The organism is Pseudomonas sp. Eth.TT006, from assembly GCF_054456575.1.
In genome coordinates, this window is record NZ_JBTJEN010000006.1 from 1 (window position 1) to 26,002 (window position 26,002).

Consider the following 26,002-nt stretch of genomic DNA (forward strand, 5'->3'; position numbering starts at 1 on the left):
GTATTTTTACTTAGGCAGCGAACAATTTTGCACAGTTATTTTCGAATCAGAACACTAGAATAGCCCTCACCATTTTTGGAGCCAGAGCCTTTATGTCAGAGTCGGTTGACGCCCCCGGGCTGTCAGATTTACCGCTGGAAGACCTGGCGGCCTGTCACGAGTGCGACCTGCTGATGCGCAAGCCCAAGCTCGCTGACGGTGAGAAGGCTCTGTGTCCACGTTGCGGTTATGAGCTGTATGCCCACCGCCACAATGTGGTGCAGCGCAGTCTTGCTCTGGTGATCGCGGCATTGCTGTTGTTTGTGCCGGCGAACTTTTTACCCATCATGCAGCTCAATGTACTCGGGCAGTCGTCGCAGGACACCGTCTGGAGCGGCGTGGTCGGGCTGTTCAACACCGACATGCGCGGTGTGTCCATCGTAGTATTTCTTTGCAGCATGGCGATTCCGTTACTTAAGTTGCTCTGCCAGTTATTCGTATTGCTGACGATCCGCTTCAACATTGGGCGTAGTTACGGTTTGCTGCTGTATCGCATTTATCACCACCTCAAAGACTGGGGCATGCTCGAGGTCTACCTCATGGGCGTATTGGTGGCGATCGTCAAACTGGCGGACATGGCGGCCATCACCGTTGGTCTCGGTCTGGCCTGTTTCGTCGGCTTGTTGTTGGTTCAGGTCTGGTTGGAGGTGGTGATGTCACCGCATCAGATCTGGCAAGCGCTATCAGGAGAAGACCCCCATGCGGGCGATTGATGCGGGCATTCTGATCTGTACCGAATGCCACGAGTTGAACCGGCAGGACGCGGACACCGACGAGCAAACCTGCACCCGCTGCGGTGCATTGGTACATGCCCGCCGGCCGAACAGCCTGGCTCGAACCTGGGCATTGCTGATCACCGCCGCGATTATCTATATCCCGGCCAACGTATTGCCGATCATGACCGTCAGCTCTCTGGGCCAAGGTGACCCGAGCACGATCATGTCCGGCGTGATCCAGTTGGTGCAGCACGGCATGATCCCGATTGCCGCCGTGGTGTTTATCGCCAGTATTCTGGTGCCGACCTTCAAACTGGTGGGCATCGCACTGTTGCTGTTTTCGGTACAACGGCGCCAGCCATTGTCTGCACGGCAGCGCATCTGGATGTACCGCTTCATCGAGTTCATCGGTCGCTGGTCGATGCTCGATATTTTTGTGATTGCCATTCTCGTGGCGGTCGTCAATTTCGGCCGGCTTGCCAGTGTCGAAGCCAACCTTGGCGCCGTCGCCTTCGCCAGTGTGGTGATCCTGACGATGCTTGCCGCAGTAACTTTCGATCCCCGACTGATTTGGGATAACACGGAGTCGGACGACGACCATGACTGATCTGCCTGTAGCGAAAACCCGACCGGCCTCCAACTGGTCTGCCATTTGGGTACTGCCCCTGATCGCCCTGATCATCGGTGGCTGGCTCGGCTGGCGTGCCTATAACGAAACCGGGATCGAGATTCAGGTGCGGTTCGAAAGCGGAGAAGGCATCCAGGCCAACAAGACCGAGGTCATGTACAAAGGCATGTCGGTCGGTAAGGTCAAGACACTCAAACTCGACGATGAAGGCAACTCCAAAGGCGTGATTGCCAGCATCGAGATGAATAAGGATGTCGAGCAATACCTCAAAACCAGCACCCGTTTCTGGCTGGTGAAGCCGAGCGTGACGCTGGCCGGTATCACCGGCCTGGAAACCTTGGTGTCGGGTAATTACGTGGCGATCAGCCCTGGCGAAGGCGAGCCGACGCGCAAGTTCAAGGCGCTGGCCGAAGAGCCGCCGCTGTCGGACTCCAAACCCGGTCTGCACCTGACCATCAAGGCCGATCGCCTCGGTTCGCTGAACCGTGGCAGCCCGGTGTTCTACAAGCAGATCAAAGTTGGGCAAATCAAAAGTTACGTGCTCTCCGAAGACCAGAGCACCGTTGAGCTCAAAGTGTTCATCGAGCCGACTTACGCCAAACTGGTGCGTAAACACACGCGTTTCTGGAATGCCAGCGGCATCAGCATCGACGCCAATCTGTCCGGCGTAAAAGTCCGCAGCGAATCCCTGGCCAGTATTGTTGCCGGCGGTATCGCTTTCGCCACGCCGGAGAACCGCAAAGACAGTCCGCCGACTGATCCAAGCCTGCCGTTCCGCCTGTACGAAGACTTCGACGCGGCCGCTGCCGGCATTCGGGTGAAGGTCAAACTCAGCGACTTCGAAGGTCTGCAGGCCGGCCGCACACCGGTCATGTACAAGGGCATCCAGGTCGGTAACCTGAAAGCGCTGAAAATCGATCCGGACCTGAACAGCGCCACGGCCGAGCTTACACTTGACCCTCTGGCTGAGGACTATCTGGTCGAGGGTACGCAGTTCTGGGTGGTCAAACCGTCGATTTCCCTGGCCGGTATCACCGGACTCGAAGCGTTGGTGAAGGGCAATTACATTGCGGTACGCCCGGGTGACAAAGGGGCCGCACCGAAACGCGAGTTCGAAGCCCGACCAAAAGCCCCGCCACTGGATCTGCGCGCCCCAGGCCTGCATCTGGTGTTGTTCACCGACGTGCTGGGCTCGATCGAAGTCGGCAGCCCGATTCTGTACAAGCAGGTCAAGGTCGGCTCGGTGCAGAGCTATCAGTTCTCCAAGACCAAGAAGCAAATTGTCGTCGGCGTCCATATCGAGAAGGAATACGAAAACCTGGTCAACGCCTCGACCCGCTTCTGGAACGTTAGCGGCATTACCCTCACCGGTGGTTTGACCGGCGGCATTCAGGTGAAAAGCGAATCACTGCAGACGCTGATGGCCGGCGGTATCGCCTTCGAAACGCCGCAAGCCAAGGCGCCGTTGCAAAAGCGTATTCCGCGTTTCCGTCTGTTCGCCAACCATGACGAGGCCAACCAGAAAGGCACACTGGTGACGATCAAGGTCGACCGCGCCGATGGCTTGCGCCCGGGCACCCCGGTTCGTTTCAAAGGGCTGGATGTCGGCAAGATTGAAGACGTCGATCTGACTGACGACCTGCAATCGGTAATGATCACCGCGCGCATCACTGAAGTGCCGGAGAAAATTGCGCGGGTCGGCAGCCAGTTCTGGGTGGTGAAGCCCGAGTTGGGACTGATCAAGACCGAGAATCTGGAAACCCTGGTCACCGGGCAATACCTGGAAGTGCAGCCGGCGGCGAAAAACCTTGGCCCGCAGAAGAACTTCGTCGCGCTGGCCAAAGCGCCAGAGGTGGTCAAGCAAGAGGCTGGTTTGAGTCTGGTATTGAGCGCCGCCCGCCGTGGTTCGCTGAAACCCGGTGTGCCGGTGACCTACCGCGAAATCACCGTGGGCAAGGTTACCGGTTATGAATTGGGCCAGACCGCCGACCGGGTGCTGGTGCACATTCTGATCGAGCCGAAATACGCGCCGCTGGTGCGCAGTGGCAGTCGGTTCTGGAACACCAGCGGTGTCGGGTTCGACATTGGATTGTTCAAGGGCATGACGGTGCGTACCGAGTCGCTGGAGACGGTGATCCAGGGCGGCATCGCCTTCGCCACGCCAGACGGTGAGCGCATGGGTAGCCCGGCGCGGGCGGAGCAAACGTTCCCGTTGTTCGACAAGTTCGAGGATGAGTGGCTGACCTGGGCGCCGAAGATTTCGCTCGGTAAATAATCCGTTAACTGATGTGGCGTCTGGGAGGACGCCTTCGCGGGCAAGCCCGCTCCCACAGGGAACGAGTCCTATACAGAATTTGTGTTCAACTCAAAACCCTGTGGGAGCTGGCTTGCCAGCGATGAGGCCCTGAAAGCCAGCAAAAAACTCCAGCCAAAAAAAGGGCCGCGATCCCATCAGATCGCGGCCCTTTTTTGTCTTCAGCTAAAGCCGATCAAACCGCATCCAGCTCCGGTTCATCCGCTGCAACATTGACCGTGGCTTTCACCGCATCGTGACGACGGATGTACTTCCAGTCCGCCTCGTCGATGTAGATCCCCGCCGGGCCGCTGCCGCCTTCCAGGTCGATGGCGACACTGGCGCAGACCTGCGGCTTCACACTCGCCAGAATCGGCACGAAGCCCAGTTGCAGGCTGGTTTCCAGCAGCGCGGCCTGGTTCTTCTCGTCGATGTCCGCCGCTTCGTCGAGGTAGTACGGCAGACGCACGCGACCGGCCAGGTCACGGTCCATCAAGTGCAGCAACAAGTACATGTTGGTCAGCGCCTTGATGGTCATGGTGGTGCCGTTGGACGCTGCTCCGTCGATGTCAGTGTGGATCACCGGCTGACCGTTGACCTTGGTGATCTCGAACGCCAGTTCGAACAAATCCTTGAGGCCGAGCTGGTTGTGGTTCGCCGCCACCAGCCGCGCCAGATATTCCTTTGCCTCTTCGTTCTTGTTGTCTTGCTCGGCGCTCTGGCTCAGATCGAACACCGACAGGGTTTCGCCTTCTTCATACTGACCGGCGCTGTGGATGATCTGGTCGATGTGCTTGAGCGCTTCCTTGTTCGGCGCGAGGACGATGCGGAAGCTCTGCAGGTTGGACACCTGACGCTTGTTGATCTCGCGGTTGAACAGCGCCAGTTGATGCTCGAGGCTGTCGTAGTCGCTGCGGATGTTGCGCAGGGTCCGGGCGATATCGGTCACTGCCGCACGACGCGCCTTGCCCAGCGTCAGCGCCTCGTCGGTACGGTGCGCGTAAGCGTTGATCAGCAACGACAGACGGCGCTCCATGTCGTCTTCGCTGTCGAACTTGGCCACGCCTTTCAGGCGCACCTGCGCGTACAGTGCTTCGATCTGACCGTCGGCGCGCAGCAGGCCCTGCCAGCTGTCCTGGTAGTCATTGAGCAGCGGCAGCAGGTTGTCCATCGAGTCGTCGACCGGATCCATGAACGGCGTGCCGAATGGCAGGTCCGCCGGTAGCAACTGCCGACGGCGCAGGGCGTCGTCGAGGGTGCGCTGCTTGGCTTCCATGTCGGCGATCTGCCGGCCGACCAGTTGCAGCTTCGCCGACAGCTGCTGGACGCGCTCGGTGAAGGCATCGCTGGAACGCTTGAGTTCGTCCTGCGCCGCTTCCATCTGCGCCAGTTGCTCGAGCTTGTCGCCTTCTTCGGCGCTCAGGGTCTGGGTGCGACGGAAATCTTCCAGGGCCTTCTGCGCGTCGAGTACCTGCTGATACAGCGCTTCGGTCTGGGTCTTGCTCGCGGCGCGGTCGGCGGCCACGGCTTGCTGGGTTTTCAGTTGCTTGAGTTCTTTTTCCAGACGCTCTTTCTGGTCGCGCAGCGCGGCGCGGTCAGCCAGCGCTTGCAGGGCCGGCGGCTCGATGTGCGAGATGTCGATCGACAGCCCCGGCACTTCGAAACGTTCGCCCTTGAAGCCATCGAGGATCAGCTCAACCGACTTCACCCACTCGCCGTCTTCGTCGAGGGTGATGCCGTGTTCGCCCAGCGGCAGGCTGAACAGCGCGCTGTTGAACAGGCGCATCAGGCGCTCGACGTCCTGTTGCGAGAACTCTTCGCGCAGGCGGGCATAGCTGTTGTTATCGGCGTGATCGAGTTGCTGCTTCACCGACTTCAGGCGTTTTTCCAGATCGCGCAGACGCTCTTCCAGATCCTCGGCGCTGAACTGACGTGATTGCGCCAAGGCACCGGCCAGTTCGTCGTGAGCGTCCTTGGCGGCGAGCAATTGTTGCTCCAGCACTTTCACGTCATCGACCAGTGCGAAGCGGTTTTTCAGCACCGACAACTCGCCGAGCCAGCGCTGGATCCCGGAGATTTCCCGCTCCAGACGCATCAGCTCCTGAGTGCCGCCACGCTGGTCGTTTTGCAGGTCGTCCTGCTCGCGACGGTAGTGTTCGGCCTGAATCGTCAGCTCTTCCTTGCGCGCAGTGGCGTAGTCCGACCAGGTGCCGAGCAGCGAGTCGAGCAGCGGCGACAGGCGATGCAGTTTGCCGCGCAGCACGTCGCGCTGTTTCACGCCGTTGGCCAAGGCTTCGACCAGTGGGCCGGCGGCGACCAGCGAGTTGTAGTCCTGCTCCATGCGGCGTACGTCGCGGAAGGCTTCTTCGCACGCGGCGATGTAATCGACGCTGCCGGAACGCAGGCTGTGCTCGAACGCGTCGAGGAACAGTTGCTTCAACTTGGCCGCGGTGATTTCGCGCATGTGCAGCAGGTTGATGAACAACGCGCGGAAGGTTTTCAGGCTCTGCTCGCTGGTGGAGCGCAGCGGGATCAGCGTCAGGTCCAGCGGGATCGAGGTGTGACCGCCAACCAGCAAGCGGCGCAGTTCATCCGGCTTGAGTTCGTAGGCTTTCAGGCCTTCCTTCTCAAGGTTGCTGAACAGCTCTTTCTGCCGCAGGCAGGTGTCGTTCTTCTGGTAATGCGCCAGGTCGAGCTTGCCGGCGTAAGCGAAGAACTGGTGACCGAAACCACCGCCCGGGCCACGGCCGACCACGCCGATCACGTGCGGGCCGTGCGGCAGATTGACTTCGACGAGGATGTAGCTGGTGTCGGAAGCGAAGTAGAAACGCCGCGATTGTTCGAGGCTGTACTTGCCGAAACTCATGTCCGACATGCGTGCCAGAATCGGGAACTGCAGCGCGTTGATCGACGCCGATTTACCGAGGTTGTTCGCGCCGTAGACCGACAGCGGTTCTTCCAGCGGGAACAGACCGAGGCTGTAACCGGCGGTGTTCAAAAGGGCAAAGCGGCGGATGCCATAGCGTTCCTGACTCATGCGTCGGACTCCTGTTCTTCGGCAATGGCGCGGGCCAGTGCGTCTTCTTCGCTTTCTTCTGCAAACTCGCTGAGATCCAAAGGATCGTCGGTTTCGAGGAATTTCGCTTCGGCCTCTTCGTCGATCAGCACTGGCGCCGGCAGCGGCAGGACGCTGTGTACGCTGGCCGCCAGATCGCGGTCCTGCTGCACCGACAAGCACACGTCGAGGAAGCGATGCATCGGCGGCAGGAAGCGGTACACGCCGTTTTCTTCGCCGGCAAAGCCGAGTTGGGTCATGCGGCGCATGATTTTTTCTTCCAGCTCTTCGACGGTCTGCACTTCGGCCTGAATGAACAGGTCGCGGTATTTGTCCAGCAGCGAAGGCAGTTCTTCGCGGCCGAGGCTGCCGCCGTCGAGCACGGCAATCGGGTCACGGCCCTGATCGGCCAGATGCTCGACGAGGATGAAGGTGAACAGCGCCAGACGCTGGGCGGTCTTGTTCACCGCGGCAGCGGCCATGTCCGGTACGAAGTAGTAGAAACCACGGGTATCGCAGACCAGTTCGAAGCCCAGCGCCTTGAACAGCGTGCGGTATTGATCCTGGAAGTTCGACAGTTGCGCGTACAGTTCCGGGTCGCGGCGGCTGACGTGATAGCCCTTGAACAGCTCACGGAAGATCGGCGCCAGTTGGGACAGTTCGGATAGATCAAGATGCATGGGGGATGCTCGCAGAATCCTCGGCGGCGGCAGGGTCGCGGGCCGAGAGCAGGGCGAAGGAGCGCAGGCTGACCTGATGCTCGTGAGTGTGGTATTCGCGGCGTTCCAGACGCTCGCGCTTGAAGCGTTTTTCCCGCGACAGACGCGAGAACCAGTAAAGCAATTCGTCAGTAGCGCCGTCCGGTTCCTGCTCCAGCAGCCAGGTCATCAGATCCGGCATTGGCAGGGACTCTTCGCAACGCTCGACCATCTCGCGCACGGTGCGCGGTGCCCGTGGTGCGTCGCCGAACTTTTGCGTCTTGTGCGCCTTGGGGAAGCGCGCCGGTTTCGGCTCGAAACGCGCCAGGGCATAGACGTAGGCTTCGACCTGACTGGCGCTGCCGAGGAAGGTGCTTTGCGGCCGGGTGAACAGCGGCATCGCCGCTTGCGGCACGGCATCGATGCCTTTACGGCGAATCGCCGCCAGCGCCAGCGCAGCACCACGGGTCACGGCGTTGTGCCGGCGCGCTTCTTCACGCAGCGGCAGCAGCAGTTCACGGGCATGGCGCAGGGTCAACTGGGCGCTGGTCTGCATTTCGAGGATGCGCGCGTGGGTGCGCAGGAGCATGTCGTCATCGACCAGATGGCCGAGGCGCTGCTGTTCGCTGAGCAGCTTCAGCAACACCGTTTCGACCTTGCGCACGCCTTGTTCGAAGGCGCCGTCGGCGTTGACCAGATCGATCATCGGCTCGACGTATTCGTCCCAGGTGGCGAGCACTTCGGCATAACGCTGACGCAGCGGGATCTGCCGGTCGCTGGTCTTGGCCCGTTCGGCTACGGCGATCAGGGCCTGCTCGTCGTTATCGAGCTTTTTCAGTACATCCCGCACACGCATGTCGAGCAAGCGCAGTTGCCGGGCCAGGTCGTTGCCGTCGCGGACTTCGAAGGCGTCTTGAATGTAACCGGCCAGACGTTCGAGGTGACGCAGGTAGGCTTCGATTTCCAGGCACAGGCCCAGCCGGTGCTCACGGCGCAGGTAAGCGAGGAAGTCGTGGATCTGCGCGTTCAGCTCGAAGCGGTTCGGGCTTTTCGCCACGGGCACCAGAATGTCGAGGCGAATCCACACGTCGAGCAGGCTGGTGATGTCCTGCGGCGTGCTGTCCAGTTGTTGGGCGGCCAGTTGCGAGCGCAGTTCGTTGAGGCTCAAGGTGCCTTGGTCGAAGTGCTCGCACAGTGGCTCCAGAAGTGCCCAGTGTTCAGCGAGGGCGCGCAAGACGCGCTTGGGTTCGATCATCGGAATGGCCGGCTGGTTGGCGATTAAAAGCCGCGATTGTACTGCATCGTGAGGGATGCGCTTCACTCTCGGGACGGGCTGTCGTTTTATCGAGACTAAAACTATCGATCAACTGCGGGCGATCTTGAGGGAACGGCGGTAGAATCAGCGCACTTTCAGTTATCCACAAGTGGCCGACCTTTGCTTATCGAGTCCCGCCGCCGCGCCTATTTGAACGCCATGCAGGTGGTCAACTGGCTGCCGCGCACCGAATTGCCCTTCGCCGCCCCGTCGCGGCCCGAGCTGCTGGACATGCCCGAGCCCGAACCCGAGGTTCCGGTCATGCCGGTGGTGCAGGCCGAAACGGCGGTGCAGCCTGCCGCCCGTACGGTCGAACGGCCGAAAATCGAAGTGCCGCGCCCGTCACCCGCCAGTACCCGCCATGACGCCAAAGTGGCGGAAGCGGTCGAGGAGGCGCCGGTTGTCGCCAAACCCGCGCCCGTGCCGCCACCGCGTTTCGCGTTGCAATTGCTGCGCGCCGGGACTTGCCTGCTGCTGGTGGAGTTACCCACAGGCGAGGCGTTCCAGAGCCGCGATCCGGCCTATCTGCTGCTCAAGGACATGCTGCGCGCCGCCGGTTTGCCGGATGCGCCGCAGATCGTCGGCGAGCCGGTGCGCTGGCCGTGGCTCAATCGCGGCAACATGGATCAAGGTCCGGAAGCCGCGCGCGACTTCGTTCAGGGCTTTCTCTCGGTGCAAATGGAAGCGGCGCCGTGTACCTGCCTATGGCTGATCGGCCTGCCGGCGGTACGCTTTGCCGGTGAAGCGGGCGCCGAAGCGTTCAACACTGAATGGCAGATCGAAGGCCTGGGCCTGGCCTGGGCCATTCCGGGTCTGGAATTGTTAATGGAAGAGCCACAGCGCAAGGCCGCCGTGTGGCAAGCCATGCGTCGGCTGATGGCGCGCTGGAAATTATCGAATGAGTGAAGCGGTATCGTTCCGCCCGATGACCGAGGCGGATCTGGACGCGGTATTGAAGATTGAATACGCGGCGTACAGCCATCCCTGGACTCGCGGGATTTTTCTCGACGGGCTGGGCAAGTACCAGATCTGGCTGATGTTCGAAGGCCAGCAACAGGTCGGGCACGGCGTGGTGCAGATCATTCTGGATGAGGCGCACCTGCTGAACATCACGGTCAAACCGGAGAATCAGGGGCGCGGGCTGGGGCTGACGTTGCTGGAGCATCTGATGTCGATTGCCTACAAGGCTGACGCTCGGGAATGTTTTCTGGAAGTGAGGGACAGCAATACCGCTGCGTTCAAGCTGTACGAACGCTATGGCTTCAATGAGATTGGCCGGCGTCGCGATTATTATCCGGCGGTGGGCGGGCGCGAAGACGCGGTGGTCATGGCCTGCACCCTGGTCGACTGAGGAAACCTCTGCAGGAGCTGCCGCAGGCTGCGATCTTTTGATCTTGCTTTTGATTTTATAAAACAGGATCAAAAGATCGCAGCCTGCGGCAGCTTCTACAGGGGAGCGGGTCGGTCAGCGATTGCCATCCACCGGATCACGTTGCGCCAGCTCCGCTTCATCCAGACCATTGCCGCCGCCGATGTCATCTTCGTCGACAATGCTCAAATCCCAATCCGCCTGATTGCCTGTGCCGGCTTCTTCGCCATCCCGCGCGCCGTCTTCGCGAATCAGGGTTTCCGGGCTCAAATCATCATCGGTCGGTTGATGATCAGCGGTCGATGCGCCGGTCAGGCCGGCCTCGCGCACGCGTTCTTTGGGCATCAGTTGCTCGCGTTCGCGCGGCGGAATCTCGTCGCCGATTTTCGCGCTGGGTTCATCTTCATCGAAATCCAGCTCATGCACCGAGCCCATGCGGTCCTCGTTATCGTCGATCGGTTCAGGTTGCACCGCATCGTACGGACGTCGTGAATCAGTCATGGCTATTCCTCATACTGTGGGCCTTACTGAGTGGACTCACCGCGCGCTGAAGAATTCCAAGAAAAACACTTGGAGGTCTGGCGTGACCCGGACGCAGGGGCGTCTGTCCTACCTGCGCATCTTTCTTGAGGCCTTACACCATGCATGACTTACAAGACCTGCTTGATAACAACGAGCGTTGGGCTGACGCGATCACCAAGGAAGATCCGGAGTTCTTCGCCAAACTGGCGCGCCAGCAGACCCCGGAATATCTGTGGATCGGCTGCTCCGACGCACGGGTGCCGGCCAACGAGATCGTCGGCATGTTGCCGGGCGATCTGTTCGTGCACCGCAATGTCGCCAACGTGGTGCTGCACACCGACCTCAATTGCCTGTCGGTGATCCAGTACGCGGTCGACGTGCTCAAGGTCAAACACATCCTCGTTACCGGGCATTACGGTTGCGGCGGGGTGCGGGCGTCGATGCAGGATCGTCAGTTCGGTCTGATCGATGGCTGGCTGCGCTCGATCCGTGACCTGTACTACGAAAAACGCGAAGAGCTGGCCCGGCTGCCGACCGAAGAAGAACAGGTTGACCGTCTCTGCGAACTCAACGTGGTCCAGCAAGTGGCCAATGTTGCTCACACCAGTATCGTGCAGAACGCCTGGCATCGCGGGCAGAGCCTGTCGATTCACGGTTGCATTTACGGCATCAAGGACGGTCGCTGGAAGAGCCTGAACACCACCATCAGTGGTTTCGAGCAATTGCCGCCGCAGTACCGCCTGCGTCCGATCGGCGCGCTGTAAGCCCGATCAGTGCGCCCGCCACCAGCGCTGCAGGAAGCGCTGGCCTTCGATGCTGGTTGGTTCGTCGTAACCGGTGATCCACCCACGGCAGCGCGGCCCGCCGCAGGTGCAGGCGAACTGCCGCACCAGGCGGTCCTCGGTGGCGGCGAAGTCGATGGTCAAGCGGTCGCCCGGGTGAATATCGCGCAGCGCCCACAGCCACAGTTCGCTCATGTCGAGGAATACATTCGGGTCGCAGGCATGCTCAAGCAGACCGCAGAAACGCGGGTCATAAATATGGATGCCGCTGAGCAACTGGCGAGTCTGCCGACAACGATAGGGCAGCAATTGCCCGGAAACGCGGCACATCCGGGTAGTGCGCAGAAAATCCCGACGAGCCACCACGCTAGCGTGGCCGTGCTCATCCTGAATTACCTTGAAATCAACGGTGGAGGGGAAGCCGAGGCGCACCGGCAGCCCGGCGAACGGGTAGATGCCTGGCGTATCGGGGGGGATGGCGTGCGGAAAGGCGTGGTTGTTCATAACGGTCCCTGTTAGCAAAGTGGGGTGACTCGTGTGGCGCTGACGTCCTGTCAGTCGCGGTTTGGATCCAATCATTTCCTGAATGGCGCTCACCGTCTACTGTCAGATTTGACAGGCGTGATCGGCTGCTTCCCGCGTCAGCATTGGCTGACACGGGAAGTCTTGTCAGCGAATCAGAGGTGTGGCGCTGGCACCGCAGTCGCCGGCAATTCCCCTTTAAGCTGTTGCAGCTGCGCCTTGACCGGTGTGGTCGAGCACTTGGCAGCCGCCTGCGCCGGGGTCAGGTTGCGGATGGAGGTGTAGAACAGCTCGCAGGTCTTGACCTTCTGTGTCACTTGCCAGGTCTGCGTGCAACTGTTGAGCAGGGTTTTCGCATCAGTACCCGGTTTGCGGCCCATACCGGCCTGCCAGCACGCTGCGCTCAAGTCCTGGCCCATGACCTTCAGGCCGGCGGCGTCTGCCTTGGCTTCATCGCCGTTGTAACTGGCCGGGTCGGCGGCGTACCAGATGTAGCTCGGGTGGTTCGAACCCAGTACCGGCACATTCACCCCGGCGCTCGGGCTGATGGTCGCCAGGCCCAAAACCGCCACGGTTGGCCCGTATTGCTGCTTGATCCAGTTACGCACCGGCGCACCGAACGCGACCATTGGCAGGGTGGTGCCGGCGCTGGTCTGGCTGAACTGCTTGACCAGCGTGGTCTGATAATCCTTGAAGTAATCGTAGACACCTTCCAGGTCGCTGCCGGCGTTGGACGGCGCGGCGATTGGCGCGATGTCGATGATGGTCTGATAGGCCGGTGTCTGGTCGGCCGGAATGCCGTTGGCGCTCAGCAGCGTGGCCCAGCGATCGGTAGTGTTCGAGCGCAGGTAATCCTGAGCCTGGGTCAACGAATAGTCCGGCGGGAAGTGCAGCAGCTCGACGCTCTTGCGGTTTTCCAGGGCCATGCCCAGCGGCAGGAACAGGTACCAGCTGTAGGCCCATTTGCCATCGGCGTTGAGCTTGCTGGCGCCGTTGTAGGCCAGATCGCCAGCGTCGAGCAATGCCGACAGCGGCTTGTCGTAGCCTTTCGGTACGCCGCTGATTTCCACGTAAATCTGCCCGTTATCGTTTTTCACCAATACCTTGGCATTGGCGTAGCCATCGCGTTGCACGCTCTGGCTCAGGTAGTGAGCGACGGTCTGCTCCAGCGACCAGTTGCGATAGCAGATCACGTTGCAATTATTGGGGTAGGCGAAGAGGCGGGTGACGCGTTCGCTGCTGCCGAGTTTCAGGTCGACATCGGCGTGGGCGACCGCGCTCAAGGTCAGCGCGGCCAGCGCCATGGCTGCGGGGGCCAGTGTCTTTGGTACAAGTCCTGCGAGTTTGAACATGCTCAGATCCTTTTCAGCGTGGGTTCCCCGGGAGGTCGGGGCGCTTCATAGTGGATCAGCCGTGTTGCACAGAGAAGCGGTGATTCACGGATTTTTGCGTCAGCTCGCAGAACCTGATTTCAGACCGGAAAATGCAGGGCGTTGGTCAAGTCGCCCATGGGTTTCTGGCCACGGGCAATCATCGCCTCGTCCCGCTGCTTGAGGCCGTCCAGGGTTTCGAGCTGGAACACCCGGGTGATCAGACGCAGGATCGACGCCGTGTCGTACACCGTATGATCCACCGTGCCTTTGCGCGCGAACGGCGACACCACCAGCGCCGGCACCCGCGACCCCGGCCCCCAGCGATCACCCTTGGGCGGCGCCACGTGGTCCCACCAGCCGCCGTTTTCATCGACGGTGACGATCACCACCATGTTTTTCCACTGCGGGCTCTCGCGCAGCACCTTCAAGGCGCGGACAATGTGCCGGTCCCCGGAGGCGACGTCAGCGTAACCGGCGTGCATGTTCAGGTTGCCCTGCGGCTTGTAGAACGTCACCGCCGGCAGCTTGCCGGCCTCGGCGTCGGCGAAGAATTTGTTGGTGCTCGACTCATCCCCCAGACCGGCATCACGCAGGCGTTTGCTGCGCTCTTGCGGGTTTTCCGGGCCCTGTTGCTTGAAGTAGTTGAACGGCTGGTGGTGATACTGGAAGTTGGGGATTTTCGGAATGCCACCGGAGTCCTTGAACTGTTCCAGCGTGGCCTGCCAGGCGCCGGCGTACCAGGCCCAGTCGACGTTCTTCTTCGACAGCTTGTCGCCGATGTGTTCGTGAGTCTGCGGGACCAGCACGTTGGGCAGATCAGGCTTGGCGTATTCCGGGCGCTGCGGGTCGCGAATCCACGTCGGCCAGTAGGGCGGCGCAAGGGTGTTGACGCCGAAACCGTCCGGAGTCAGCGCGCTCGGGCCGAACTGCGGCGGCCCGCTCATGGCGCTGGCCGGCGATTGCTCCAGCGGTTTGAGGCGCGGGTCGGCCGGGTCGGCACTTTGCAATGTGGCGATCTGTGACTTGGCCACCGAATTGGCCGCGTCCGGATAGAACGGCGCGGTGGCGCTGATCAGGTATTGGTGGTTGAGGAACGACCCGCCGAAAGCTCCCTGGAAAAAGTTGTCGCACAGCACGAACTCCTGCGCCACATCCCACAGGCGCAGGGAATAACGACTCTGCGCGTAATGGCCCATGGTCAGGCCACCGGAGTCGGCCCAGGCGACGAAGCCATCGTTTTTGCCGCCGTTGATCTGCATCTGGTTTTGATAGAACACGTGCCACAGATCGCGGGTGACCAGACCGAACGGCAGGTCTTCGCCATTCGGGCCCTTGAGGGCGAACGGTGCGTTGGGCAGGTTTTCCTGAAACTGCGTGCCGTTGGGATACGTCACGCCATCCAGAGTTTGCGGGCCGACCTGCAACACGCCACCCCAGACCGGCGGCAAGGTTTGCAGCAGGCTGCCATCGCGATCCCGTTGCTGATAATCCGCCAGCTTGAGCGCGGACAGCGGCTTCTCGACACCAGGGAAGTCACCGAACAAGTTGTTGAAACTACGGTTCTCGGCGTAGATCACCACCACGGTTTGCACTTGGTCGTGCAGGGCCTTGTCCAGCTCGGCCGGGGTCAGCGGGCGTTCGGCCGGTTTGCCCGGCTGATCACCGGCGCTGCCACACCCGGCCAGCGTGGCGCCCACCCCGAGCACCGCGACGCCACCGAGAAAGCGCCGGCGACTGGTGTCGGTGGGTTGGTTGGATTCAGGTGCGTCAGTGCCATCTGTCTCATCTTTCATTTGTCAGCCCGCCCAGCCTAATTGTTTCAGTATGTTTCGGGCGGACGCTAGCAAGTGAATGTGACAGTCGGGTGACGATTTAAAGTAAGCGAAAAACAAATGCGGGAGCGATCAGCTCGGCTCCCACAGGTTTTTTACTCGATTACAAAAGATGTAGTGCCAGCTCGCTGCCGGCACGCAGGTATTCGAGTTGTGCAGTGACGGCATCTTTGACAATGGCTTCGCCAGTGTCAGTCAACCTGGCTTTTTTGGCATCAATGACTGCGGTCTGCAGCAATTGCATTGCAACATCCATGGCTTTCTGGAAAGCGGTCAGGTTGTTGTGTTGGCCAAACTCTTGAATGACCGCGTCCATGCGGCGGTCGGCATCGTCGCGCAGTTTGTTGTACTCGACTACGGAGACGCTGCCGTCCTGATAAATCTCACGGATCAGCTCTTCCAGCGTTTTGGATATCGGTGTCATGGGTTCTTCCTTGGACAGGTTTTTGGTCCCGGACAAGCTAAACGAAGACACGCAGAGGATAAGTCAGCCCAGTCCCACGGGGAGCGTGGGACTGGGCAGCGGTGTTCGTAAGAAGAGGATCTGAACGTTGTCGGAAGTCTCTCCGTTTGACTCAAGGAATGGCCGGCGGCGTATACGCCAACGTTGTCCCCAGTGCCCACAACAACAGCAGCACCAGCGGCGTGTGCACCAGCAACTGCACAAACGAAAAACCGATCAGATCCCGCGCCTTCAACCCCAGCACGCCCAGCAGCGGCAGCATGTAGAACGGGTTGATCAGATTCGGCAGCGCTTCGGCGGCGTTGTAGATCTGCACCGCCCAGCCGAGGTGGTACTGCAGATCGTTGGCGACCTGCATCACGTATGGCGCTTCGATGATCCACTTGCCGCCGCCGGACGGGATAAAGAAGCCGAGAATCGCCGAGTACACGCCCATCAACAGCGCGTAGGTGTCGTGGGACGCGATGCTGACGAAGAAGGTCGAGATGTGATGCGCCAGGGTTTGCGCATCGGCGCCTTTGACCGTGGTCAGCAGCGCAGCAATCGAGCCGTACAGCGGGAACTGGATCAGCACGCCGGTGGTGGTCGGCACCGCCCGGGCCACCGCATCGAGGAAGCTGCGCGGGCGCCAGTGCAGCAGGGCGCCGAGCATGATGAACAGGAAGTTATAGGTGTTGAGCCCGGAAATCGCGGTAATCGCCGGTTTGCTCGAGAACTCGTGGAACAGCCATCCCGCCGCCAACAGCACCAGCAGAATGATCAGCAGCGGACTGTGTTCCAGCCACTCACCCGGCCGGGTGCGCGGTTGCAGCGGCGGCAGATTGAAGGCCGGGTCGATCCCGCAGTCCTTGGCGTCGCGCGCGGAGTTCGGGCCGGGCGCGGTGGCGTAGGCGACGATGATCGAAACCACGATCAGCGCCAGCAACATGGCCCCCGACTGCCAGAGGAAAATGGTCTGGGTGAACGGAATCACCCCGGTGATCGACAAGATCGACGGCGGCAGACTGGCCGGGTTGGCCTGCAACTGCGCGGCCGACGACGACAAGCCCAAGGCCCACACCGCGCCAAGACCCAGATAAGCCGCAGCACCGGCAGCGCGATAATCCATTTTCAGATCGGTGCGGCGGGCGAGGGCACGCACCAGCAAACCGCCGAACACCAGCGACAGACCCCAGTTCAACAGCGAGGCGACCATCGAGATCAGTGCGACCCAGGCCACGGCTGAGCGGCCGTTTTTCGGAATGCGCGCCAGTTTGTCGATCAGTTTGACCGCTGGCGGCGAGCTGGCGACCACGTACCCGCCAATCACCACGAAGGCCATTTGCATGGTGAACGGAATCAGGCTCCAGAACCCGTCACCGAATGCCATCGCGGCATCGGTGGGTTTGGCGCCCATGGCCAGGGTGGCCAACGCGACAATGATCACGGCCAACGCGGCGAACACCCAGGAATCGGGGAACCAGCGTTCGGCAAAGCTTGAACAGCGCAAGGCAAAGCGCGCGGAGCGGCTATCTTCGATATCAACGGCCACAGGGAGTACCTCGGATTTTTATGGTTATTGTGGTCCGCGAGTTGCCCGATTTCTCACAACGCACCCTACTGTGGGAGCGGGCTTGCTCGCGAAGGCGGCAGGTCAGTCAACATCGATTCTGGATGTGCCGGCCTCTTCGCGAGCAAGCCCGCTCCCACAGGTATTCCCTCGGTGGTCAGAGAAAGGAGCTACCCGCCGGACAGGCCTTAACAGTAAATCAACTGCCGCTGCTTTGTGAGCAGGTTTTGCAAAACCGGGACTATGGTCTAACGGGTTGTCCCCGGGCGGATTTGCGTAGACCATGAGCGCCTTGGTTTTTTGCCTGCCAGAGTTCTTTGCCATGACTGCCCAATCCACAGCCCGACCGGCGCCGTTCAGCCGTTCCGACTACAAGACCCTCGGCCTTGCGGCCCTCGGTGGGGCGCTGGAGATCTACGATTTCATCATCTTCGTGTTCTTCGCCCTGACCCTCAGCCAGTTGTTCTTCCCGCCGGAAATGCCCGAGTGGCTGCGGCTGCTGCAAAGCTTCGGGATTTTCGTGACGGGCTATCTGGCACGGCCGCTGGGCGGGATCCTGATGGCGCATTTCGCCGATCGCCTGGGCCGTAAAAAGGTCTTCAGTCTGAGTATCCTGATGATGGCGATGCCGTGCCTGCTGATCGGGATCATGCCGACCTACGCGCAGATCGGTTACTTCGCACCGCTGCTGTTGCTGGCGCTGCGCATCCTTCAGGGCGCAGCGGTCGGCGGGGAAGTGCCGAGCGCCTGGGTGTTCGTTGCCGAGCACGCGCCCAGCGCCCATCGCGGTTATGCCTTGGGCTTCTTGCAGGCCGGGCTGACTTTCGGGTACTTGATCGGCGCATTGACTGCGACGTTTCTGGCGCAAGTCTTCAGCCCGGCGGAAATCCTCGATTACGCTTGGCGCTATCCGTTTCTGCTCGGTGGTGTGTTCGGTGTGATCGGCGTCTATCTGCGTCGCTGGTTGAGCGAAACCCCGGTGTTCATGGCCATGGAAGCGCAGCGTGAGGCGCGGGTCGAACTGCCGCTGCGCACCGTGCTGCGCGAGCATCGTCTGGCGATGTTGCCGGCGATGCTGCTGACCTGTGTGCTGACCTCGGCGGTGGTGGTGTTCGTGGTGATCACCCCGACCATGATGCAGAAAACCTTCGGCATGAGCGCCAGCCACACCTTCGCCCTCAGCGCCTTGGGCATCGTCTTCCTCAACATCGGCTGCGTGATCGCCGGGCTGCTGGTGGATCGTCTCGGCGCATGGCGCACGGTCATGCTCTACAGCCTGCTGCTGCCTTTGGGCATCGGCGTGCTTTACAGCTGCCTGATCAGCGGCGGCAACTGGGTCGGGTTAGCGTATGCCATCGCCGGCCTGGGCTGCGGTGTGGTCGGCGCGGTGCCGTCGGTGATGGTCGGATTGTTCCCGGCGCGTATCCGTGTGTCAGGCATTTCCTTCACCTACAACATCGCCTACGCCGCATGGGCGAGTATCACACCGCTGTTGCTGATTGGTCTGATGCCGTGGAGCCCATGGATCTGCGTGATGTTCTGCGCGGTGATGGGTGTGGTCGGGATGCTCAGTGCGGCGTACTTCGGTGTGCGCATGCCCGGCGTCGGGCGCCGTTCGGTGGCGCCCTGTTCCTGACGGCTGCAGGACGAATAGTCAGTCAGGATTATTTTCGACCGACCAGTCGTAATCGCTATTCAGAAAAGTTTTCCAAGGCCGATGGTTAGGGTTGTATCCCGCTTTCCACCCTGCCCATCGGTACTTTCCCATGTTCAACAAACGCCTGAAGCAAGAGCTGGCCACCCTTCGAGAAGAACTTTCCAGCCTGCTGCAAGTGAAGGAAAGCCTGGAAAGCGAGATGCTGGTGCTGACCTTGGAGCCCGACGGACGGATTCAGTCGGTCAATCACAACTTTCTCGGCGAGATGCTCTACAAGAGCCAGGATCTGATCGGCCGCGCCATTGAAGACATCGTTCCGGCGCATGTGAAGGCTGACGATTTTCACCACCGTTTCAAGACTGCATTGACCCGTGGCGAACATTTCGCCGGGGCCGTGCGCCTGCTGCGCGGTAACGGCGAAGAGGCGTGGCTGCGCTCGATCGTGCAGCCGGTGCGCTCCTCGGACGGGCGGATCAAGCATTTCTCGATTTTCTCCAGTGACCTGACCCGCACCATCGAGGCTTCCCGTGAACACGAGAACCTGATCGGCGCGCTGGTGCGTTCGACTGCGGTGATCGAGTTCGACCTCAATGGCAACGTGCTCAACGCCAACGAGCGCTTTCTCAACGGCATGGGTTACAGCCTGGCGCAGATCAAGGGCAAACATCACCGGATCTTCTGCACGCCGGAGGAGTACAACAGCGCCGAGTATCAGAATTTCTGGCGTCGCCTGAACAATGGCGAGTTTGTCGCCGCGCGCTTCAAGCGGGTCGACAGCCACGGCCGTGTGGTCTGGCTGGAAGCGTCCTACAACCCGGTGCTCGATGCCAACAACAGACTGTACAAAGTGGTGAAGTTCGCCACCGTCATTACCGATCAGGTCAATCGCGAGCAGGCCGTTGCTGACGCGGCCAGCATCGCGTACAGCACCTCGCAGCAAACCGACAGCACCGCCCAGCGCGGCACCACGGTGGTGACTGAGGCGGTGAATGTGATGCGTGATCTGTCGCGCCACATGCAGGCCGCCGGCGAGGGCATCGAGGCACTGAACGAGCAGTCGCAGGTGATTGGCACCATCGTCAAGACCATCAGCGGCATTGCCGAGCAAACCAACCTGCTGGCGCTCAACGCGGCCATCGAAGCGGCCCGTGCCGGCGAGCAGGGCCGAGGTTTTGCGGTAGTGGCCGACGAAGTGCGCCAACTGGCTTCGCGCACCAGTCAGGCGACCGAAGAAATCGTCACCGTGGTGCGGCAGAACCAGGAAATGGCGCGCAACGCCGTAGCCCTGATGACTGACGGCAAACTGCAGGCCGAACAAGGCCTGGCGCTCGCGGCGGAAGCGGGCACGGTGATCGTCGAGATTCAGGATGGCGCGCAGAAAGTGGTGGACGCGGTCGGCCAGTTCGCCAACCAGCTTTCCAACTGACCTGCACGCCGGCCCCTGTAGGAGCTGTCGAGTGCAACGAGGCTGCGATCTTTTGCTTTTGCTTTCGCTTTGAATTGAAAAATCAAAATCAAAATCAAAATCAAGATCAAGATCAAAAGATCGCAGCGTTCCGCAGCTCCTACAGGTTTTCGGCGGCAGATCTTTCAGTGCTGGCGCTACAATCTGTTCCTTTTTCCCCGGAGCAGATCCCCATGAGCGTTTCCCACCGCCGCCCGGTGCCCCTGAACAAAGCCTACCGCCTGCTCAACCACGGACCGACCGTGCTGGTCAGCGCCGCGCATGACGGTCAGCGCAACATCATGGCCGCCGCGTGGGCGATGCCATTGGACTTCGAGCCGCCGAAAGTCGCGGTGGTCCTCGACAAGTCCACCTGGACCCGGCAGTTGCTCGAAGCCTCCGGCACTTTTGTGCTCAATGTGCCGTGCGTCAATCAGGCCGACATCGTGCAAACCGTCGGCAACACCTCGGGGCTGGAAATCAGCCAAAACCACGGCCAGGACAAATTTCAGGCGTACGCCCTGCAGACCTTTGCCGCTGAGCAAGTCGCTGCGCCGCTGCTCGAAGGCTGCGTCGCCTGGCTCGAATGCCGCCTGTTGCCCGAACCGCACAACCACCAGCAGTACGACCTGTTCCTTGCCGAAGTCATTGCTGCCCAAGCCGATGCGCGTGTATTCAGTGAAGGGCGTTGGCATTTCGACGGGCACGACGGCTTGCGCACGCTGCACCACGTGGCCGGCGGGCATTTCCTGGCCATTGGCGATGCACTGGACGGTAAAACTCTGGCGCTGTGAGTTTCGCCTGATGGAAAAGCTGCGATCTCTCGGGCTAAACCCGCTGCAAAAAGAAAAGGCTTACCTCGCGGTAAGCCTTTTCTTTTTGCGTCGTAATCTCAATCCCCCAACGCTTCCCCTTCACGCCGCGGATCCGCGCCACCTTCCAACGACGCCTTACCCTGCGCATCCTTGACCCGCACGATGGCCTGGGTGCCGCTGGTCATGTCGATTTCATTCACCACATGCCCTTTGTCTTTCAGCACCTGAATCAGTGCCGGGCTGAACTGGCCTTGTTCCAGTTCGGTCGGGCCGTTGCGGCTGCCGAAGTTGGGCAGGCTGATGGCGTTTTGCGAGTCGAGGTTCCAGTCGAGCAGGCCGACGGTGGTCTTGGCCACGTACTCGATGATCTGCGAGCCGCCAGGCGAGCCGACACTGGCGAGGAATTCGCCGCTGTTGCGATCGAAGATCAGGGTCGGCGCCATCGACGAGCGTGGGCGTTTGCCGGGTTCGACGCGGTTGGCGACTTTCTGCCCGTTCTCTTCGGCGATGAACGAGAAGTCGGTCAGCTGATTGTTGAGCAGAAAACCCTGGACCATCAGGTGCGAGCCGAACGCCGCTTCGATGGTGGTGGTCATCGACACCGCGCCGCCGAGGTCATCCACCGCGACGACTTGCGAGGTGGAGATGCGCAGCGGCGAGCGATCCGGCGCATAGGCGACTTGCACGCCCGGCGGGGTACCCGGTTTGGCGCTGCCCATGCTGCGTTCGCCGATCAGGCTGGCGCGGCTGGCCAGGTAGCCCGGGTCTACCAAGCCTTTGACCGGGACCGGCACGAAGTCGGTGTCGGCAACGTATTGCGCGCGGTCGGCGTAGGCCAGGCGTTCGGCTTCGGCGATCAGGTGCACGGCTTGCGGATCGGGTTCGATACCCGCCGGTTTAGTGGTTTTCAGCGGTTTGAGCGGTGTCAGCGACAGGCGCGGATCGCGGGTTTCCAGGGCTTGCAGGGTGCCGAGGATCTGCGCCACGGCGATCCCTCCCGACGACGGTGGCGGCATGCCGCAGACCTGCCAGCGTTTGTAATCGGTGCACAGCGGTGCGCGCTCTTTGGCCTGGTAACCTTGCAAATCTTTCAATGACAGGCTGCCGGGGTTGGCGTGGCCCTGCACCTTGGCGACGATTTCTTCGGCGATCGGTCCGGTGTACAGCGCGTCCGCACCTTCGTTGGCGATGCGCTTGAGCACGGCGGCCAGTGCCGGATTCTGCAGACGCGTGCCCACGGCTTTGACGCTGCCGTCGCGGTTGAGGAAGTACGCGGCCATGGCTGGTGATTTACGGATCACCGGGTCGGACTCCAGCAGCGAATGCAGGCGCGGAGAAATCGCAAAGCCCTGCTCGGCGAGTTTGATCGCCGGTTCGAACAGCGTGGCCCATGGCAGCCGACCGTGTTGCTTATGCGCCATTTCCAGTGCACGCAACACCCCCGGCGTACCGACCGAACGCCCGCCGATCTGTGCTTGCGGGAACGGCATCGGTTTACCGTCGGCCTGCAGGAAAAGCTTTTCGGTGGCGCCGGCCGGGGCGGTTTCGCGACCGTCGTAGGTGCGCACCTGTTTGCCATCCCACAGCACGATCATCGCGCCACCACCGATCCCGGACGATTGCGGCTCGACCAGGGTCAGCACCGCTTGCATGGCAATCGCCGCGTCGATCGCCGAGCCGCCCTTGCGCAGCATCTCGCGCCCGGCCTCGGCCGCCAGTGGGTTAGCCGCAGCGGCCATGTGCTTGCTGGCGTGACGGGTCTGCAGATCGGTGCGATAGCCGGAGGCGGCTTCCGGTGCCAGCGGCAAGGTCGAGGAGGGCGGGGCGTTGCACGCGGTGAGGGTCAGGGCGCTGACGATCAGGGTCAGGGCCGGCAGGCGAAAGCGGCTCAGGGGCTGGGCTGGAAACACGTGGTGCTCTCCGTCCGTGGGGTGAAGGTCTGACGGACTGTATCGACCGGTCGGTCGCGACGCAAACCGGTGCGCATTTTTGTCTTTCTTTTCAGGACGGATATTCGCTAGGGTCAACCTCAGTCGATTGACCGCACACGATCCCCTGTAGGAGCGAGCCTGCTCGCGATGGCGGTGGATCAGTCAGTATTGATATTGAATGGTATGGCGTCATCGCGAGCAGGCTCACTCCTACACTTACAAGCCATAAAAATCACAAGAGGCCGACATGCACAGCGAGTTTCCCACCGCGTCCAGTTACCGCGATCAACGCGAACAATTCCTGATCGCCGCCCACGCCGTCGGAGCGTCGCTCACCTCCTACGCGCATCCACGCTGCGGCCCCTTTGGCGAACCACTGAGTACCGACGTCGCCGTGCTCGGTAATCCGCTGGCCAAAAGGCGGCTGGTGGCACTCAGCGGCACGCACGGAGTCGAGGGCTATTACGGTTCCGATTGCCAGATCGACTGGTTGAAGCGCTTCGTGCCCGGTTCGTTGCCTGAGGATGTCGCCGTGGTGATGGTGCATCTGATCAATCCGTGGGGCACCGCGTGGCTGCGGCGGGTCAACGAAGACAACATCGACCTCAACCGCAATCACCTGGATTTCACCGGGCCTTTGCCAGACAACCGCGCCTACGCAGCCTTGCACGAGATTTACGCCTGCACTGATTTGCAGGGCCAGGAGCGTGCGCGGGCGGACGCTTTGCTCAATGCAAAGATTGCTGAACACGGCTGGCCGGCGGTGATGTCGATTGTCGAGGGCGGCCAGCACAGTCATCCCGACGGTCTGTTCTACGGCGGCCGCGCGCCGAGCTGGTCGAATCGCACGCTGCAGCAGATCATCGATGAACATCTGGCGGGCGCTGAAACCGTGATGTGCTTCGACCTGCACACCGGCGCCGGCGAGTACGGCCACCCGATGTTGCTGACCATCACCCAGGCGCCTTACCCGGCACTCGCGCAAGCTCAGGCGATTTATGGCCCGTGGCTTTACACGTTGCACACCGGCGCCTATACCTTGAGCGAAACCGGTGTCGCTGCAACCGCTACCGGGTACACCTCGCAGGCGCTGCTTGATGCTTTGCCGGGCGTGCGACTGATGCCGTTCGTGATCGAGTGCGGCACCTATCCGGGGCCGCAGGTGCATCGGCATTTACGCGATGACCATTGGTTGCATCTGCATGGTGATCCGCTTGGTGCGCAGGGGCGGGCGATCAAGTTGCAGCTGCTGGAGCAGTTTTATCCGGCGGATCCGGACTGGCGGGCAATGGTGGGGTTACGGACTCGGCAGATTTGGGCGAAAGGTCTGATGGCGTTGGCAGGCTGAAACCAGATGATCATTCGGGTGAGTATCCCATAGTCCGCTGCTCAAACCGGTAGGTGTCTGGTTCAGCAGAATTCGAATAATGCCGGTGGTAGAGGGGCACTCAGGGATTTTCCAAAGGAGCGGGAATGAAGCCTTGCTCTCTGAGCGACTTGATGACCCCCCGAATCAGATAGTTGTTGGAAAATCCAATCGTGTACTGCCTCGCTCCAGAGGTAAGCGGTAAGAGCATTCCCTGATCCACCAGTTTTTTGATCAAGTAGCTGCGTTGATTACTCGAATGTTTGGGGAGTACGGCTGCCACATCTGCAGATTTCACTATCTTCAGTTTAATTGCCGCAGAGAGCACCAGCTCCTCTGTCTCGGTGATCCATTCTCTATCCCGGGCAAAGGCGATAGCGGGGACGAGAATGCACTTGGTGAGATAAGAATAATTGGTAAGACGGTCGACCTTTTCAAGCTCATCGCGAATGCCTTGCAAGACATACGTACACCATTGCTCCAACCCTTCCTTTGTTCCCTTGTCAGCTGTTGCGAGCATTGAGTAATAGCGTTCTCGGTCGTTGCAGAACACGGCCGTAGGATTCAAGATGCGACCGCCCGTATTTACGTTGAAACCATATTTCATCAGTAACGCATAAGTGAGCAGTCTGACCACGCGGCCGTTGCCGTTACCGAACGGGTGTATCCAGCCAAATCTGTGGTGCGCCAGCGCGACCTTCATCAAGTCATATTTGGGGGGGTCCTTGCGGTTAACGAATTCGACGAGTTCCTCCATGTATGCCTGAATCTGGATGAAGTCGGGCGGCAGATGATCGGATTGTGAAATCCGCACGCCACCGCTGCGGTAAGCGCCTGGTGTTTTGTCGCCCTCGCGCTGGAGGTTGTTGACGGTCATCGCGTGTAACTCACGGATCGTACGCTCGGTCAGTTCTGCGCCCGGCGTCATGATCTGCTCGATGTAATCCATCGCATCCTCAATGTTGGCTACCTCACGAAGCTGGTCAGTTTCGTGGGCCTTTCCTTCCACTTTGCTCTCAATGTAGTCCGCCAGGGTTGTATGGTTGCCCTCAATGCGCGCAGAGCCGAGGCTTTCCAATGCATGGAATAAGGACTTGAGTTGGTGGAACACCTGTGCAGGTGTATCGCCTTCGAGCCTCAGACGACGCAGGTGCTCCAGTTCGCTCAAGACATCCACCAGCTCAGAGTCAAAAGAAGGGTTGAGCAGCGTCAGATCGTGATGGAAGAACTCGGCCATAATAATGATTATCTCAAGTAACGTTTTCTATTATCTTGAATTTTCTGTCGGGTTTTGCCGGATTTATTGGCTTAAAGCATGATCGTGAGGTTAGCATTATCTTGAATTTGATATTTGCTTATGTGAAAAAAACCGGAACGTAAACTGTAAGAAAGTCTGACTGACAAGGGGCTACGAGCCAATCGAAGGGGCTGGAGATTGACTTTTGGCAGGGGGGTTACCGGAGGCGGGGATTATTGCAGGCATAAAAAAACGGCCTACCTTTCGGTAAGCCGTTTTTAGTACTTGGTGGCTACACAGGGACTTGAACCCCGGACCCCAGCATTATGAATGCTATGCTCTAACCAACTGAGCTATGTAGCCAAGTGGCGCGCATTATTCCCCTGAAATGGAAAA

20 protein-coding genes, 1 tRNA gene and 2 pseudogenes are annotated in these 26,002 nt (G+C 60.5%); 11 read left to right on the forward strand and 12 right to left on the reverse strand.

Annotated elements, in window-relative coordinates:
• Positions 1-92 precede the first annotated feature (92 nt).
• Genes ACXR0M_RS11255 through ACXR0M_RS11265 form a run of 3 tightly spaced genes read left to right on the forward strand, consistent with a single transcriptional unit; the run spans position 93 to position 3,658 of the window.
• The gene (locus tag ACXR0M_RS11255) at positions 93-752 is read left to right on the forward strand and encodes a paraquat-inducible protein A (RefSeq protein ID WP_458831966.1); all 660 of its coding nucleotides are present in this window, start codon (positions 93-95) and stop codon (positions 750-752) included.
• On the forward strand, positions 739-1,362 hold the full coding sequence (locus ACXR0M_RS11260; RefSeq protein ID WP_458831967.1) for a paraquat-inducible protein A: 624 nt from the start codon (positions 739-741) through the stop codon (positions 1,360-1,362). Before ACXR0M_RS11255 ends, ACXR0M_RS11260 begins: the two co-directional genes overlap by 14 nt.
• Positions 1,355-3,658, forward strand: coding sequence for a PqiB family protein (locus ACXR0M_RS11265; protein WP_458831968.1), 2,304 nt, complete (start codon positions 1,355-1,357; stop codon positions 3,656-3,658). Before ACXR0M_RS11260 ends, ACXR0M_RS11265 begins: the two co-directional genes overlap by 8 nt.
• A 214-nt stretch (positions 3,659-3,872) precedes the next feature.
• Here ACXR0M_RS11265 and mksF read toward each other — a convergent pair whose 3' ends face one another.
• From mksF to mksB, 3 genes are read right to left on the reverse strand one after another with little or no spacing between them, the layout of a single operon-like run.
• Positions 3,873-6,713 carry an Mks condensin complex protein MksF gene (gene mksF, locus ACXR0M_RS11270; RefSeq protein WP_458831969.1) on the reverse strand — a complete coding sequence of 947 codons (2,841 nt, stop codon included), beginning with the start codon at positions 6,711-6,713 and terminating at the stop codon, positions 3,873-3,875.
• A complete protein-coding gene (gene mksE, locus ACXR0M_RS11275; protein ID WP_127652545.1) occupies positions 6,710-7,411 on the reverse strand; it encodes an Mks condensin complex protein MksE in 702 nt (233 codons plus the stop codon). Before mksE ends, mksF begins: the two co-directional genes overlap by 4 nt.
• Entirely contained in the window at positions 7,401-8,684 is a 1,284-nt protein-coding gene (mksB, locus tag ACXR0M_RS11280; RefSeq protein ID WP_458831970.1) for an Mks condensin complex protein MksB, read from the reverse strand. Before mksB ends, mksE begins: the two co-directional genes overlap by 11 nt.
• A 219-nt stretch (positions 8,685-8,903) precedes the next feature.
• Here mksB and ACXR0M_RS11285 point away from each other — a divergent pair, with 219 nt between their 5' ends.
• A complete protein-coding gene (locus tag ACXR0M_RS11285) occupies positions 8,904-9,650 on the forward strand; it encodes an energy transducer TonB (protein WP_458832203.1) in 747 nt (248 codons plus the stop codon).
• Positions 9,643-10,095 carry a ribosomal protein S18-alanine N-acetyltransferase gene (gene rimI, locus ACXR0M_RS11290; protein WP_041074813.1) on the forward strand — a complete coding sequence of 151 codons (453 nt, stop codon included), beginning with the start codon at positions 9,643-9,645 and terminating at the stop codon, positions 10,093-10,095. The genes ACXR0M_RS11285 and rimI overlap by 8 nt, the downstream gene beginning before the upstream one ends.
• A gap of 114 nt (positions 10,096-10,209) precedes the next feature.
• Here rimI and ACXR0M_RS11295 read toward each other — a convergent pair whose 3' ends face one another.
• Positions 10,210-10,614, reverse strand: a complete 405-nt coding sequence (locus ACXR0M_RS11295) for a serine kinase/phosphatase (protein WP_458831971.1) — start codon at positions 10,612-10,614, stop codon at positions 10,210-10,212.
• 140 nt (positions 10,615-10,754) lie between these two features.
• Between ACXR0M_RS11295 and can the strand changes: the two genes are divergently transcribed.
• On the forward strand, positions 10,755-11,399 hold the full coding sequence (can, locus tag ACXR0M_RS11300; RefSeq protein ID WP_458831972.1) for a carbonate dehydratase: 645 nt from the start codon (positions 10,755-10,757) through the stop codon (positions 11,397-11,399).
• A gap of 6 nt (positions 11,400-11,405) precedes the next feature.
• Here can and ACXR0M_RS11305 read toward each other — a convergent pair whose 3' ends face one another.
• From ACXR0M_RS11305 to ACXR0M_RS11325, 5 genes are all read right to left on the reverse strand, one after another.
• Positions 11,406-11,921, reverse strand: a complete 516-nt coding sequence (locus tag ACXR0M_RS11305) for an SET domain-containing protein (protein ID WP_458831973.1) — start codon at positions 11,919-11,921, stop codon at positions 11,406-11,408.
• 173 nt (positions 11,922-12,094) lie between these two features.
• Complete coding sequence (locus ACXR0M_RS11310; RefSeq protein ID WP_458831974.1) at positions 12,095-13,291, reverse strand: hypothetical protein; 1,197 nt, start codon at positions 13,289-13,291, stop codon at positions 12,095-12,097.
• Between the two features lie 119 nt (positions 13,292-13,410).
• Positions 13,411-15,105, reverse strand: coding sequence for an acid phosphatase (acpA, locus tag ACXR0M_RS11315; RefSeq protein WP_458831975.1), 1,695 nt, complete (start codon positions 15,103-15,105; stop codon positions 13,411-13,413).
• Positions 15,106-15,247: 142 nt separating this feature from the next.
• On the reverse strand, positions 15,248-15,568 hold the full coding sequence (locus ACXR0M_RS11320; protein ID WP_458831976.1) for a hypothetical protein: 321 nt from the start codon (positions 15,566-15,568) through the stop codon (positions 15,248-15,250).
• Between the two features lie 151 nt (positions 15,569-15,719).
• Positions 15,720-17,138 carry a short-chain fatty acid transporter gene (locus tag ACXR0M_RS11325; protein ID WP_458831977.1) on the reverse strand — a complete coding sequence of 473 codons (1,419 nt, stop codon included), beginning with the start codon at positions 17,136-17,138 and terminating at the stop codon, positions 15,720-15,722.
• A 340-nt stretch (positions 17,139-17,478) separates the two neighbouring features.
• On the opposite strand from ACXR0M_RS11325, the gene ACXR0M_RS11330 reads away from it, so the two are divergent.
• The 4 genes and pseudogenes from ACXR0M_RS11330 (at position 17,479) to ACXR0M_RS11345 (ending at position 21,051) form a co-directional block, all read left to right on the forward strand.
• Complete coding sequence (locus ACXR0M_RS11330) at positions 17,479-18,792, forward strand: MFS transporter (protein ID WP_458831978.1); 1,314 nt, start codon at positions 17,479-17,481, stop codon at positions 18,790-18,792.
• A 220-nt stretch (positions 18,793-19,012) separates the two neighbouring features.
• Positions 19,013-19,651: pseudogene (locus tag ACXR0M_RS11335) on the forward strand (PAS domain-containing protein); the annotation flags it as partial.
• Between the two features lie 150 nt (positions 19,652-19,801).
• Positions 19,802-20,239: pseudogene (locus tag ACXR0M_RS11340) on the forward strand (methyl-accepting chemotaxis protein); the annotation flags it as partial.
• A gap of 212 nt (positions 20,240-20,451) precedes the next feature.
• Complete coding sequence (locus tag ACXR0M_RS11345; RefSeq protein ID WP_458831979.1) at positions 20,452-21,051, forward strand: flavin reductase family protein; 600 nt, start codon at positions 20,452-20,454, stop codon at positions 21,049-21,051.
• Between the two features lie 98 nt (positions 21,052-21,149).
• Here the strand turns inward: ACXR0M_RS11345 and ggt are convergent, their stop codons facing one another.
• The gene (gene ggt / locus ACXR0M_RS11350) at positions 21,150-22,982 is read right to left on the reverse strand and encodes a gamma-glutamyltransferase (RefSeq protein ID WP_458831980.1); all 1,833 of its coding nucleotides are present in this window, start codon (positions 22,980-22,982) and stop codon (positions 21,150-21,152) included.
• A 268-nt stretch (positions 22,983-23,250) separates the two neighbouring features.
• Here ggt and ACXR0M_RS11355 point away from each other — a divergent pair, with 268 nt between their 5' ends.
• A complete protein-coding gene (locus tag ACXR0M_RS11355; RefSeq protein ID WP_458831981.1) occupies positions 23,251-24,351 on the forward strand; it encodes a DUF2817 domain-containing protein in 1,101 nt (366 codons plus the stop codon).
• A gap of 100 nt (positions 24,352-24,451) precedes the next feature.
• Here ACXR0M_RS11355 and ACXR0M_RS11360 read toward each other — a convergent pair whose 3' ends face one another.
• Together ACXR0M_RS11360 and ACXR0M_RS11365 are read right to left on the reverse strand one after the other, a co-directional pair.
• Positions 24,452-25,606 carry a Fic family protein gene (locus ACXR0M_RS11360; protein ID WP_458831982.1) on the reverse strand — a complete coding sequence of 385 codons (1,155 nt, stop codon included), beginning with the start codon at positions 25,604-25,606 and terminating at the stop codon, positions 24,452-24,454.
• A gap of 286 nt (positions 25,607-25,892) precedes the next feature.
• Positions 25,893-25,969: transfer RNA gene (locus ACXR0M_RS11365), tRNA-Met, on the reverse strand.
• Between the last annotated feature and the right edge of the window lie 33 nt (positions 25,970-26,002).